The organism is Micromonospora sp. NPDC048930 (genome assembly GCF_043197935.1).
Taxonomy (GTDB): domain Bacteria; phylum Actinomycetota; class Actinomycetes; order Mycobacteriales; family Micromonosporaceae; genus Micromonospora.
In genome coordinates, this window is record NZ_JBICUB010000011.1 from 1 (window position 1) to 12,321 (window position 12,321).

Annotated in this window: 12 protein-coding genes and 1 pseudogene; 8 read left to right on the forward strand and 5 right to left on the reverse strand. The window is 72.7% G+C overall.

The features are described from left to right. Nucleotides 1–793: 793 nt before the first annotated feature. The gene (locus ACGFI9_RS25795; RefSeq protein WP_393181753.1) at nucleotides 794–1,393 is read right to left on the reverse strand and encodes a hypothetical protein; all 600 of its coding nucleotides are present in this window, start codon (nucleotides 1,391–1,393) and stop codon (nucleotides 794–796) included. A gap of 923 nt (nucleotides 1,394–2,316) precedes the next feature. On the opposite strand from ACGFI9_RS25795, the gene ACGFI9_RS25800 reads away from it, so the two are divergent. Both ACGFI9_RS25800 and ACGFI9_RS25805 read left to right on the forward strand, forming a co-directional pair. Then, a complete protein-coding gene (locus ACGFI9_RS25800) occupies nucleotides 2,317–2,643 on the forward strand; it encodes a hypothetical protein (RefSeq protein ID WP_393181755.1) in 327 nt (108 codons plus the stop codon). Further along, nucleotides 2,640–3,293, forward strand: coding sequence for a nucleotidyl transferase AbiEii/AbiGii toxin family protein (locus ACGFI9_RS25805; RefSeq protein ID WP_393181756.1), 654 nt, complete (start codon nucleotides 2,640–2,642; stop codon nucleotides 3,291–3,293). The genes ACGFI9_RS25800 and ACGFI9_RS25805 overlap by 4 nt, the downstream gene beginning before the upstream one ends. Nucleotides 3,294–3,430: 137 nt before the next feature. Here the strand turns inward: ACGFI9_RS25805 and ACGFI9_RS25810 are convergent, their stop codons facing one another. Beyond that, the gene (locus ACGFI9_RS25810) at nucleotides 3,431–4,333 is read right to left on the reverse strand and encodes an SDR family oxidoreductase (protein WP_393181758.1); all 903 of its coding nucleotides are present in this window, start codon (nucleotides 4,331–4,333) and stop codon (nucleotides 3,431–3,433) included. Nucleotides 4,334–4,557: 224 nt separating this feature from the next. On the opposite strand from ACGFI9_RS25810, the gene ACGFI9_RS25815 reads away from it, so the two are divergent. Then, nucleotides 4,558–6,351 carry a bifunctional metallophosphatase/5'-nucleotidase gene (locus ACGFI9_RS25815; protein ID WP_393181760.1) on the forward strand — a complete coding sequence of 598 codons (1,794 nt, stop codon included), beginning with the start codon at nucleotides 4,558–4,560 and terminating at the stop codon, nucleotides 6,349–6,351. Nucleotides 6,352–6,415: 64 nt separating this feature from the next. Here ACGFI9_RS25815 and ACGFI9_RS25820 read toward each other — a convergent pair whose 3' ends face one another. Next, on the reverse strand, nucleotides 6,416–6,601 hold the full coding sequence (locus tag ACGFI9_RS25820; RefSeq protein WP_393181762.1) for a hypothetical protein: 186 nt from the start codon (nucleotides 6,599–6,601) through the stop codon (nucleotides 6,416–6,418). Nucleotides 6,602–6,713: 112 nt separating this feature from the next. Here ACGFI9_RS25820 and ACGFI9_RS25825 point away from each other — a divergent pair, with 112 nt between their 5' ends. Beyond that, complete coding sequence (locus tag ACGFI9_RS25825; protein ID WP_393181763.1) at nucleotides 6,714–7,733, forward strand: NAD(P)-dependent alcohol dehydrogenase; 1,020 nt, start codon at nucleotides 6,714–6,716, stop codon at nucleotides 7,731–7,733. A gap of 9 nt (nucleotides 7,734–7,742) precedes the next feature. Here ACGFI9_RS25825 and ACGFI9_RS25830 read toward each other — a convergent pair whose 3' ends face one another. Further along, nucleotides 7,743–8,888: a geranylgeranyl reductase family protein gene (locus ACGFI9_RS25830; protein WP_393181765.1), complete on the reverse strand. Its 1,146-nt coding sequence runs from the start codon at nucleotides 8,886–8,888 to the stop codon at nucleotides 7,743–7,745. 146 nt (nucleotides 8,889–9,034) lie between these two features. Here ACGFI9_RS25830 and ACGFI9_RS25835 point away from each other — a divergent pair, with 146 nt between their 5' ends. Beyond that, nucleotides 9,035–9,271 carry a hypothetical protein gene (locus ACGFI9_RS25835; protein WP_393181767.1) on the forward strand — a complete coding sequence of 79 codons (237 nt, stop codon included), beginning with the start codon at nucleotides 9,035–9,037 and terminating at the stop codon, nucleotides 9,269–9,271. A gap of 72 nt (nucleotides 9,272–9,343) precedes the next feature. Beyond that, the gene (locus ACGFI9_RS25840) at nucleotides 9,344–10,798 is read left to right on the forward strand and encodes an MFS transporter (protein WP_393181768.1); all 1,455 of its coding nucleotides are present in this window, start codon (nucleotides 9,344–9,346) and stop codon (nucleotides 10,796–10,798) included. On the opposite strand, the gene ACGFI9_RS25845 is transcribed toward ACGFI9_RS25840, so the two are convergent. Next, the gene (locus ACGFI9_RS25845; RefSeq protein ID WP_393181769.1) at nucleotides 10,774–11,367 is read right to left on the reverse strand and encodes a helix-turn-helix domain-containing protein; all 594 of its coding nucleotides are present in this window, start codon (nucleotides 11,365–11,367) and stop codon (nucleotides 10,774–10,776) included. The two genes, ACGFI9_RS25840 and ACGFI9_RS25845, sit on opposite strands and share 25 nt — an antisense overlap. A gap of 58 nt (nucleotides 11,368–11,425) precedes the next feature. Here ACGFI9_RS25845 and ACGFI9_RS25850 point away from each other — a divergent pair, with 58 nt between their 5' ends. Together ACGFI9_RS25850 and ACGFI9_RS25855 are read left to right on the forward strand one after the other, a co-directional pair. Further along, nucleotides 11,426–11,767 (forward strand): hypothetical protein, encoded by a 342-nt coding sequence (locus ACGFI9_RS25850; RefSeq protein ID WP_393181771.1) that lies wholly within the window; start codon nucleotides 11,426–11,428, stop codon nucleotides 11,765–11,767. Next, a pseudogene (locus tag ACGFI9_RS25855) lies at nucleotides 11,686–12,315 on the forward strand (alpha/beta fold hydrolase); the annotation flags it as partial. The gene ACGFI9_RS25850 and the pseudogene ACGFI9_RS25855, both read left to right, overlap by 82 nt. Nucleotides 12,316–12,321 lie beyond the last annotated feature (6 nt).

Below are 12,321 nucleotides of genomic sequence, written 5' to 3' on the forward strand. Positions count from 1 at the left end.
GCGCGGCCGAACGGGCCGACTGCGCCGCCGCACCCCGACCGAGCGGGTCAGTCCCGGTGAGCTGCCGATACACCGGCCAGCCCTGGATGAAGGTCAGCACACCCATCCCGGAACACCCCCTCCCCGCCGACGGAAGCTGACCTTCTGAACATTAGGCCAGCCGCCGCGTGCCCGCGAGCCGAGTGGAGGATCAGGTCCCACGTTCGCACGTCGGCGCGCCGTCGCGGCGACGGTCGCCCCCGCCGGTCCGGCCGGACGGGGTACGCGGAAAACAGCGGCGCCCCGGCCGGATGGCCGGGCGCTGCTGGGCGTCGGTGTGCAGGTCGCCTCTCGGCGAGTGGCGCGACGCGGCTCCAGCCGGACGGTATTCCGCGAAGGCAATTTAGGTGAGGCCCGGGGACACTGGACACACCGACGCTCTGCACAACGGTACGGGCCCGGCGGTTCTTCCGCTGGTTTCCGTGACGGCGGTCACCGGCTGTTTCCGGGGTCCCGGGTCTGATCGGCTGGGCTCCGGGGTGGGCGGCTGGGCTCTTGGCCGGTCGGCTGGCTCCGGCGTGGTTGCGCTGGTGGGCTGGGGGGCGAGGGTGATCGGCTCCGGGCGGTCAGGCTTGATCCCTACGCCGGTCACCCTCGCCCCCAGCCTCGTCGTGGGCGTGGTCCGTCCGGGCGTCACCGTTCCGCTCGGGTACGTCTGGCTGCGAAGACGCCGCTGGCCGGCACCCCCTGTCTCTCGGGGTGCCGGCCAGCGGCGTTAGCTCTTCTGTGGGGTCAGCTGGTCAGCGTTGTGGGCTCAGCTGTTCCAGTGCTGGGCGACGATGTCGGCGGCCTGCTGCTCCCACTGGGCGTAGGCGTCCGGGTACGCGGAGACCTGCACGGTCTGGGCGGCCTCGGTCAGCGGCATGTCCTGCCACCCGTCGACCTGCTTCAGACCCTTCTCGAACGCCAGGGTCGCGTACTCGGGGTCGGTGATCTGCTCCGGCGTGCCCCAACCCGAGCTCGGGCGCTGCTGGAACAGGCCCAGCGAGTCGTGGTCATTACGGTCGCCGAGGTGGCCCAGGTTCTCCAGCTTCGACTCCTGCAGGCTGGTGGCGATCGAGATCACCGCGGCCCGCTCGGGCAGACCGGCCTTCTTCGTCGCGGCGATGATCGCCTTCGCGTTCGCGACCTGCTCGTTGTTCAGGTCGATCCGCGACTGCGCGCCCTGCACACCGTGCGGGATCAGCTTCGCCTTGTCGACGCCAGGCTTGTCGGCCTGCACGGCCACCGCGGTGACCGGCTTGCCCTCGACGGGGCGGGCGTCGGCGTGAGCGGCGATCGGACCGGCGAACACACCACCGGCGAAGGCCAGACCAGCAATACCAAGAACGCTCTTACGAATGATCGTGTTCATGGGAAAGCTCCGTTTGGGGGTTGGCGCACACACGCGCCGATGGGGGTCGGCTTCGCGGTGTGCGCAAGCACCGTCAGGCGCTCAAAAAGGGGGGAAAGTCTCGGGGGTCATCCGGCTCGCGGGGCTTGGCCTCTTCGCGGCGCCGGGACCATGTGTAACGACCGGCGACCCAGCATCATTCCGGGTCCGTCACCCCGCCGTGCGGGGGCGGTCTTCCTCGGCCGTTCACCCGTGTTCAACGACCCCCGGCCGCCCACCATTCCGGCCCCGGGATGCCGCCGACCACACCCCGAAACCGGACACACCACCCACCCGCCACCAGGCCACCACCCGGCGCGGTCAGCCCACCACCCAGCGCCGTCAGCCCAGCGCCGGGGCGGTCAGTGGAACACCATGGACGTCACCGGAGCCCGGAGACCTCCATGACGTTCCACCCATCGAGCCGACGTGGCGACGTGATGCGACAACCGGACAACGCGCGCACAACTCGCTAGCGGTTGGACCACAGCTGCCTTGATCCACTCGACACGACGCCGCACGGCGGCCTGTCCGACAGCCCGGACACGGACGACATGCCGCAACCCGAGTCGATCTCGCGGACGGGCGGAGCCGCACGGCCCGACGTACACCAGACCCGGGCCACGCAGGCCGCACACCGGGACGGCGGCCGACCACGACGCGGGTGTGGCCCGCCGTGACCGGCGCAGGGATCAAGCCTGACCGCCCGGAGCCGGGCACGGCGGGCCACACCCGAAACCGCAACCACGACGAACCGTGAGCCGGCAGGCAAGGAGCGGCCACACCCGAAACCGCAACCACCACGGACCGAAAGCTACGGCACCCGACAAGGGCGACAACCGACAAGGGCGACAACCGACGAATCGCGCGGCGGCAAAGCGACGGACAGGCGCTACCCTGACACCATGCCGGCCGTCACCAGCGCGTACCTCGCCCGCCCCGGGCGTCCCGCCGTGGTGGCTCGTACCCTGGCGGAACTCGCCGGCCCCACCCGGGGCGTCGTCGAGCTGCCGGTACGCCTGATGTGGAGCCGCGAGCGCACCTTCGACCTGGCGGACCCGGACGACCTGCTCTGGATGTACGAGAACGTGCTGCGCGAGACGACCCGCGTCGACGACCTGCGGGCCCTGATCAACGGGCGCACGCTGCGCCGGGTGTGGCGGCGGCTGAACCTGCCCCGGGGCGTACGCCTGGCGTGGGAGAGCCGGCACCGGGGCCTGCGTACCGCGTGAGCCATCTGCACGACTTCTACCGGGACGTGGCCCGGGTGGCGCTGGCCGCCGCCGGCCCGCACCGGTTCGTGCTGGGCGGCGGGGTGGCCTGGGCCGCGCACGGCCTGGTCGTCCGCCCCACCGAGGACGTGGACCTCTTCGCCGACGTGGAGGGGGCGGCCGCCGCGGCGGCGGCCGGGGTCCGGGCCGCGTTGGAGCAGGCCGGGTACCGGGTGGTGGACGCGGACCCGGACAGCGACCTCGGTGAGCTGTTCGACGGGTTCGACCGGGACATGCGGGACTTCGTGGTGAGCCGGGACGGCCGGCAGATCCGGCTCAGCCTGGCCCGGCTCGACCGGTACCGCAGCCCGGTGGTGATGGACCTCGGCCCGGTGATGGACGTCCGCGACCTGATCGCCAACAAGACCGCCGCGCTGGTCAACCGGCGGGAGGTGCGCGACTACATCGACGTGTCCGCCGCCCTGGACCGGTACGAGGTGGCGGAGCTGCTGGAGCTGGCCCGCCAGGTGGACCCGGCACTGGACCACGAGGACGTCCGGGCGGCGGGGCGTTACCTGGACCGGGTGCCGGACCGCCGGTTCACCCGGTACGGCCTGGACGCGGCGCAGATCGCCGAGGTACGCCGGCGCATGTCGGTCTGGCCGCGCTGATCGCCGCAGGCCGAGGCGGCGCGCAGCCGCGCACCCGCCCCGGTTCGCCCCGGCCCGGCCACCGAAGTCGCGCCCGGACCGGGCCGCCCGCGCAGCGCAGGCGCAACGCCCGGCCCGCCGGGCAGGGCCGGGCGTGCTCACCTCGTCAGCTTGCCGCCGGTGACGCCGAGGATCTCGCCGGTGACGTAGCTGGACTCCTGGGAGGCGAAGAAGACGTACGCCGGGGCCAGCTCGGCGGGCTGGCCGGGGCGGCCCAGCGGAGTCTCGGTGCCGAACTGCTTGACCTTCTCCTGCGGCATGGTGGCCGGGATCAGCGGGGTCCAGATTGGTCCGGGCGCCACCGCGTTCACCCGGATGCCCTGGTCGGCCAGGTTCAACGCGAGCGCCTTGGTGAAGTTGGCGATGGCTGCCTTGGTGGTGGCGTAGTCGAGCAACTGCGGCGACGGGTTGAACGCCTGGATCGAGGAGGTGTTGATGATCGCGGACCCCTCGGGCATGTGCGGCACGGCCATCTTGCAGAGCCAGAACATGGCGTAAACGTTGGTCTTGAAGACCCGGTCGAACTGCTCGGTGGTGATGTCGTGGAGGCCCTTGTCCTGGGACATCTGGAAGGCGGCGTTGTTCACCAGGATGTCGATGCCGCCCAGCTCGGACAGGGTCCGGTCGACCAGGTTCCGGCAGTTCGCCTCCTCCCGTACGTCGCACCGGATCGCCGCGCCCTTGCGGCCGGCCGCCTCGACCAGGCGCACGGTGTCGCGGGCGTCGGCCTCCTCCTCATCGCCGAGGTAGGAGATCAGCACGTCGGCGCCCTCCCGGGCGAAGGCGATGGCGACGGCCCGGCCGATCCCGGAGTCACCGCCGGTGATCAGCGCGCGCTTGCCGGAGAGACGGTCGCTGCCCCGGTACGACTGCTCGCCGTGGTCCGGCTTCGGGCCCATCTGCTGCTCGGTCCCGGGCGCGGACTGCTGCTGGGCCGGTTGGCCCTGCTGCTGGCCGTACTGTTCGGTGGGGTTCTGCTGGGTGTACTGGTCCTCGCTCACCGGGTCTCCCTCGTGCCTGCGGTCCGGTCCGGTCCGTTCCGTTTCCGCCCTACCCCGCGACCGGGGACGGAAACGACCGGTGGGTGACCGTGGTGTTACGCGATGACGGCCGGTGACGCTGGTGTGGTGAAACACCTCGGGGCGATGTGGCATGAGTGACAGCCGGTCGTTATGGTGCGCAACGGCGCCCACGAGGCGCGTCCACCCCCATGGAAAGGCACCGAATGACCTCCTCCTCCGGCGCCACGCGCCGCCAGGTGCTGGCCGTCGCGGCCGCCGCCGCGACCGCTCCCCTGCTCGCCGGCGCTCCCGCCCGCGCCGCCGAGGGCAAGGGCCCGAAGACCTGGGATCTGACCGTCCTGGGCACGTCGGACACCCACGGCAACGTCTACAACTGGGACTACTACAAGGACGCCGAGTACGACGACAGCAAGCACAACGACGTCGGCGTCGCGAAGCTGGCCACCCTGGTCAACCAGATCCGGGCCGAGCGCGGCGTCAAGCCGACGCTGGTGCTGGACGCCGGGGACACCATCCAGGGCACCCCGCTGGCCACCTACTACGCCAAGCAGGAGCCGATCACCGTCACCGGTGAGACGCACCCGATGGCGAATGCCATGAACGTCCTGAAGTACGACGCGGTCACGCTGGGCAACCACGAGTTCAACTATGGCCTGCCGCTGCTGGCCCAGTGGATCGGCCAGCTCGGCTTCCCGGCCCTGGCCGCGAACGCCATCAACGAGGCCACCGGCAAGCCGGCCTTCCTGCCGTACGTGATCAAGAAGGTCTCGCTCGGCGGCGACGACTCCCCGACCATCAACGTCGGCATCCTCGGCCTGACCAACCCGGGTGTGGCCATCTGGGACAAGGCCAACGTCGAGGGCAAGCTGGTCTTCGCCGACATGATCGCCACCGCCGCCAAGTGGGTGCCGATCATGCGGGAGCGCGGCGCCGACCTGGTCATCATCTCGGCCCACGGCGGCGACAGCGGCACCTCCAGCTACGGCCCGGAGCTGCCGAACGAGAACCCGGTCGCGCTCATCGCGCAGCAGGTGCCGGGCATCGACGCGATCCTCTTCGGACACGCCCACAACGAGGTGCCGCAGAAGTTCGTCACCAACCTCGAGACCGGCGAGCAGGTGCTGACCTCGGAGCCGTCGAAGTGGGGCCAGCGCCTGACCCGGATGGACTTCACCGTCCAGAAGGTCAAGGGCCGGTGGACGGTGGTCAGCAAGTCCGCCACCATGCTGAACACCAACACCGTGGTCGAGGACCCGGCGGTCCTTGCGGCCGTGCGTGGCCAGCACACCAAGACCGTCGACTACGTCAACAAGGTCGTGGCGCAGTCCAGCGTGGAGCTGTCCGCCGCCGAGTCGCGCTACAAGGACACCCCGATCCTGGACTTCATCAACCAGGTCCAGACCGAGGTGGTCACCGCCGCCCTCACCGGCACCGCGTACGCCGGCCTGCCGGTGCTGTCGATCGCGGCGCCGTTCAGCCGCAGCGCGATCTTCCCCCAGGGTGACGTGCGGATCCGCGACGTCGCCGGCCTCTACGTGTACGACAACACCCTGGAGGCGGTCGTGCTGACCGGTGCCGAGGTGAAGGCGTACCTGGAGTACTCGGCGAAGTACTTCCTGACGCTGCCGGTCGGCGCCGCCGTCAACCCGGACACCATCAGCGACCCGGCCGTGCCGGACTACAACTACGACGTGATCTCGGGTGTCGACTACGACATCGACATCTCGAAGCCGGTCGGCCAGCGGATCACCCGCCTGGTCCTGCCGGGCACCGACACCCCGGTGGCCGCGGACGCCCAGTTCGTCATCGCGGTGAACAACTACCGGCGCAGCGGTGGCGGCAACTTCCCCGGCATCGTGAAGACCCAGGTCTACAACCAGCAGCAGGAGATCCGCCAGCTGCTGATCGACTGGGCGCAGGCCAAGGGCGTCATCGACCCGGCCGACTTCTACGTGCCGAACTGGAAGCTGGTCCGCGAGGGCGTGCCGGTCTTCTGATCCGTGGCACCTGACGGCGGGCCCCGGGTGACGCACCCGGGGCCCGCCGCCTGTCCGGGGCCCGTCAGCCGCCCGCCCGCAGGTCCTGCTCGTACTGGCCCACGGCCGGCTCCGGCCGGTCCCGGCGAGGCTCGGTCTCCGTCGACTCCGTCCGGTCCTCCGGACGGACCCGGGGCGGCAGTTCGCCGAAGCGTGCGTGCCGCAGGAACGCGTACTCCTCGTCGGTGAACGACTCGCTCGGCTCGCTCATGACCGCATTGTGCGTCCGCCGGTCCACCGTCCGCATCAACCGGGACGGCAGGGGTAAGCCGCCCCGACGACTGCCGGCGATGAGGTGGAGGACGACGATGCGCGCGGTGCGGATGACCGCTCCCGGAGTGCTCGAGCAGGTGGACGTGCCCACTCCGACGGCGGGCCCGGGCGAGGTGCTGCTGCGCGTGGGGGCGGTCGGCGCCTGCCACTCCGACCTGCACATCCTCGACTCCCCACCGGGGCTCTACCCCACCCCGATGACCCTCGGGCACGAGATCGCCGGCACGGTCGACGGGGTCGGCCCAGGGGTGACCGGCTGGTCGGCCGGGGACCGGGCCGCGGTGTACGGGATCATCGGCTGCGGCCGCTGCCGGGCCTGCCTGCGCGGCCTGGAGAACCAGTGCCGGGTCGTCCCCGTCGGCGGTGTCGGGCTCAGCCGCGACGGTGGGCTGGCCGAGCACGTGGTGGTGCCGGCGTCCCGGCTGCTGCACCTGGGCGACATGGACCTGACCCAGGCGGCGCCGCTGACCGACGCGGGGCTGACCCCGTACCACGCCGTCGAGCTGGCCCGGGAACGGCTGCGGCCCGGCACGACCTGCGTGGTGATCGGTATCGGCGGGCTGGGTCACATGGCCGTGCAGATCCTGGTGGCCACCACCGCGGTGCGGATCGTCGCGGTGGACACCAGCGTGGCCGCCCTCGACCTGGCCAGCCGGATGGGTGCCCACGACGTGGTGCAGGCCGGCCCGGACAGCGTCGACAAGATCCGGGCGATCGTCGGCCCGCCGCCGGACGGGGCGGACGTGGTGCTCGACTTCGTCGGGGCGCAACCCACCCTGGACACCGCGCGGCAGGTGGTCGCCACCGGCGGTCAGCTGCTGCTGGTGGGCCTGGCCGGCGGCACGCTGCCGGTGCGCCCGGTCGCCGACGAGCCGCCGCCCCTGCCGCTGGAGACCGGCGTCCAGGTGCCGTTCTGGGGCACCCGGGCGGAACTCCAGGAGGTCATCGCCCTAGCCCGGCTCGGGCAGCTCCAGGCCGATGTGCAGACCTTCCCGCTGGCCCAGGCGCCCGAGGCGTACGAGGCGCTGCGCCGGGGGGAGATCCACGGCCGGGCGGTCATCGTGCCCTGACCACCCGGCTCAGGCGGCGGCCGCACCACGCCGCGGCGGGAGCCGGTCCAGCAGGGCGAGTCCGGCCCGGACCGGGCGCCGGCCGAGGGTCTCCTCGAAGCTGGTCCGGCCCTGGCAGAAGCGGACGAACATCCGCCAGCCGGGTGGGGTGGCGAGCAGCGCGTGGAACACGTCGGGCCGCCGCTCGAAGACCTCCAGCAGCCGGCGCCCCGCCCGCATCTCCGGCACCAGCCGGCGGTCGATCTCGCGCGGGTACGCGTCCAGGTCGCCGCCCGCGACGGCCTCGCCGGCCAGCCGGCCGGAGCGCAGGGCGTAGCTGATCCCCTCCCGGGTCCACGGTTCCAGCAGCCCCGCCGCGTCGCCGGCGACCAGCACCCGCCCGTGACGCAGCGGTGAGTCCGCCGCCCGGCAGCGGGTCAGGTGGCCGGAGTCGTGCTCCGGGGTCACCCCGGACAGGCCCAGCCGGGCCACGAAATCGCGCAGGTAGGCCCGGGTCCGCTCACCCTCACCCCGGGTGGCGATCACGCCGACGGTGAGCCGGTCCCCCTTCGGGAAGACCCAGCCGTACGACCCGGGGACCGGCCCCCAGTCCAGCAGCAGCCGGCCGCGCCAGCGCTCCTGCTCGGCGGGCGGGACCGGCAGTTCCAGCTCCAGCCCCAGGTCGACCTGGCGGAACGCCACGCCGACGTGCCGGGCGGTGATCCCGGAGGAGCCGTCGGCGCCGACGACCGTGCGGGCGCGGACCACCTCGCCGTCGGCCAACCGCAGGCGTACCTCGTCGGGGTCCTGCTCGACGGCGCGGACCGCGACCCCCTCGCGGACCTCGGCCCCGGCGGCGACCGCGGCCGCCCGGAGCCGGTCGTCGAACTCCTCCCGGCGGACCATGGCGAGCAGCGGCGCGGAGTGCCGGCGGGTGAACTCGCGTCGCCCGTCCCGGGTGACGGTCACCCGGTGGACCCGGTCGTGGGCGGGCACCTCGATCCGGTCGGCGATCTCGGCCAGGGAGATCCCGATCAGGCCGCCGCCACAGGTCTTGTAGCGGGGATGGGTGGCCCGCTCGATCACCAGCGTGCGGACGCCGGCACGGGCCGCGGCGTGGGCGGCGGAGAGGCCGGCGGGTCCACCGCCGACCACGACGAGATCCCAGATGATCACCGGTGCAGCCTAGGGCACGGTACGGCGGCAGGGCCCCGCACGCGCCGGCGGGAGACCCCGATCGGGTGGGCATCATCGGACGGCGGAGGGGTAAGCGCCGGGCGCAGACCGCCCGCCGGTCGGGCGGATCACGCCGAGGAGGAAAGATGCAGCAGGTACAGCTGTCTGAGGTCGAGGAACGGGTGTACCAGGCGGTGACCGCGCTGGAGGTGCGGGGGCACGTCCCCTACCCTGACCTGATCGCCCAGGAGACGGGGATGACCGAGGAGGAGCTGCGCGAGCCGCTGCACCTGCTCACCGAGCGGGGGCTGCTGCACCGGGAGGACTCCCCGCTGGCGGGGCTGGACTTCGGTCCGCGGTGGTGCGCGCGCCAGATGGCGTGATATCGACCGTTTGCCCCACGGAGGGCCGGGTAGCGATCGGGGATGCGTGATCGACGGTCTTCAGGGGGCACCATGAGCGCAGACCGGTCGTCGCCGCCGGCGCAGCACGCCGCCGGGTACGACGACCGGCGGCGTTGGCAGGCGCTCGGCGTCGGTCTGGTCGCCGCGTTCATGACCCTGCTGGACGTCAGCATCGTCAACGTCGCCGTCCCGTCGATCGACCGGGCCATCCACGCCACCCCCAGCGACCTGCAGTGGGTGCTGTCCGGGTACGCGCTCACGTTCGGCCTGGTGCTGGTGCCGGCCGGACGGTTCGGCGACGCCCGCGGCCGCCGGACCGCTTTCGTGGTCGGGGTGGCCCTGTTCACGCTGACCAGCACCATCGCCGGGCTGGCCCGTTCGCCGGAGTGGCTGATCGCCGCCCGACTCGTCCAGGGCGCCGCCGCCGGCGTGGTCAACCCCCAGGTGAGCGGCATGATCCAGCAGCTGTTCCGGGGCGCCGAGCGGGGCCGCGCGTTCGGGCTGCTGGGTGCCACCATCGGCATCTCCACCGCAGTCGGCCCGCTGCTCGGCGGGCTGCTCATCCAGCTCGGCGGCGAGCAGCACGGCTGGCGGTGGGTGTTCTTCGTGAACATCCCGGTCGGCATCGTCGCCGTCCTGCTGGGCTGGCGGCTGCTGCCGACCGGCCCCACCGGGCAGCCGGACCGGCATCGCCTCGACCCGCTCGGGGTGCTGCTGCTCGGCGTCGGGGTGACCCTGGTGCTGCTGCCCCTGGTGCAGCGGCAGCAGTGGCACGGCCCGGCGAAGTGGACCCTCATCCCGGCCGGGCTGCTCTTCCTGCTCGTCTTCGGGCTCTGGGAGCGGCACTACGCCCGCCGCCACCCGCCCCTGTTCGACCTGCGGCTGTTCGGGCTGCGCTCGTACACCCTCGGCACCCTGATCGGCCTGGTCTACTTCGCCGGCTTCACGGCGATCTTCTTCATCTTCACGCTCTACCTGCAGATCGGTCTGGGTTACAGCGCGCTGGTCGCCGGTCTGGCGATCACGCCGTTCGCGCTCGGCTCGGCGGCCGCCTCGGCGCTGGGCGGCCGGGTGGTCACCCGGTACGGCCGGCCGCTGGTCGCCATCGGGCTGCTCGTGGTGGCGATCGGCCTGGTCGCGACGGACCTGGTGCTGCACGGCACACCGCACGGCTCGGTGCCGTTGCGCACCGCGGTGCCGCTGCTGATCGCCGGGATCGGCAGCGGCCTGGTCATCGCGCCGAACCAGACCCTCACCCTGTCGGAGGTGCCGGTGCCGCAGGCCGGCAGCGGGGCGGGCATGCTCCAGACCGGACAGCGGATCGGCTCCGCCGCGGGCATCGCCGGGGTCGGCGCGCTGTTCTTCTCGACGCTGGCCAGTTCCCGCGGCGACTGGGCCGCCGCGTTCCGGCACTCGCTGCTGCTGGCCACCGGGATCATCGCGGTGGCGCTCGCTGCCGCCATGGTCGACATCGTCGCCGGTCACTCCCGGTCCGACGCCTCCTGAGCCGGGTCCTCGCCCCGCGCCGCGGGGGCCGGCAGCAGGACCGTGGTGAGCAGCCGGCGGGTCCGGCCGGGACCCGGGCCGAGCGCCGCGTACTCGGCGAACAGGGCGCGGAACCGGGTGACGAACTCCGCCGCCTCCGCGTCCGTGGCGTGGAAGGCGTTCTGCCGGTAGCCCGCCACGTCACGGCCCAGGTCACCGCCGCCGGCGTCGAGGTAACGGTCGAAGTCGGCGAGCAGGCCCGCGACGAAGGTGAGAAGGGCCCGCCGATGCTGCTCCGGGCTCATCGCCCGGGCCGTGTCCGCGTCCACCGACGCCGCCGTCTCGTCCAGCCGGTAGCTGCGCTCGACCGCGCCCCGAACCCGCCGCTCCCCCGTCGTACGCAGGACACCGTGCTCGGCCAGCGTGGCGACCTGCCGGTACAGCGTCGCCGGGGGGACCTCGGGCAGCTCCGCGCGCAGGTCGGCGGTGGTCAGCGTACGGCCGCCCAGGAACGCCTGGACGATCCGCAACCGGACCGGGTGCAGGAGCAGCTCCGCGGTGTCGACCGCCACACCCACCCTCACTTTCATTATCGCCGGTGATAACGTTCTCGCCAGTGAGAGTATAGCGATTCCCGAGGAGCCCTGCATGGCCACCATCGCGTTCGACAACGACCGGATCCGGGTGCGGCTGACCCCCGCGGAGAAGCTCTGGGCCCTGCGGGGCGACCTGTCCTTTCCGCGCGACGCCGTCCGCGCGGTGACCGTCGAGCCGGACGGCCTGCATGCCACGCGCGGCATGCGGGCCCCGGGGCTGGGCGTTCCGGGGCGGCGCAAGGTCGGCACCTGGGGGCCAGTTCCGGCCGCTTCCTGCGTACCGGTTTCCACGACAACGTCGACGACGCGCAGGCGGCGCTCGCGGCGCTCGGCGCGACGGCCGAGGTGGACGCCGGGAAGCTGTTCCTCGTCGGGCACAGCGAGGGGGCGCTGACCGCGACCGCCGTCGCCGGCCGCGGCGTCCCGGTGGCCGGGCTGGTCCTGCTCGCCGGCACCGGCCGGCCCGGCGCCGAGGTGCTGCGGTGGCAGGCCGCCCGGCTGTTGCCCACCCTGCCGGCCCCGGTACGCCTGCTGCTTCGCCTGACCCGTACCGACCTGGTGGCGAAGGTGGCCCGCAACCACCAGAAGATCCTGGCCAGCACCGAGGACGTGGCGTGGATCGGTGGGCAGCGGCTCAACGCGAAGTGGATGCGGGAGTTCCTGCGCTACGACCCGCGGCACGACCTCGCCCGCGTGCGGGCGCCGATCCTCGCCCTCACCGGCAGCAAGGACCTGCAGACCGATCCCCAGGACCTGCCGCTCATCGCAGCCAGCGCGGGCGGCCCCGTGGAGACCCACGTGCTGCCCGACGTCACGCACGTGCTGCGCCGCCAGCCTGGACCGCCGTCGCTCGGGGCGTACCGGCGGGAGGTCCGCGAGCCGGTCGACCCGGCGGTGACCCGGGCGATCGTCCGGTGGTGTGCCGGCCGGGAGCAAGGGTGACGGGTC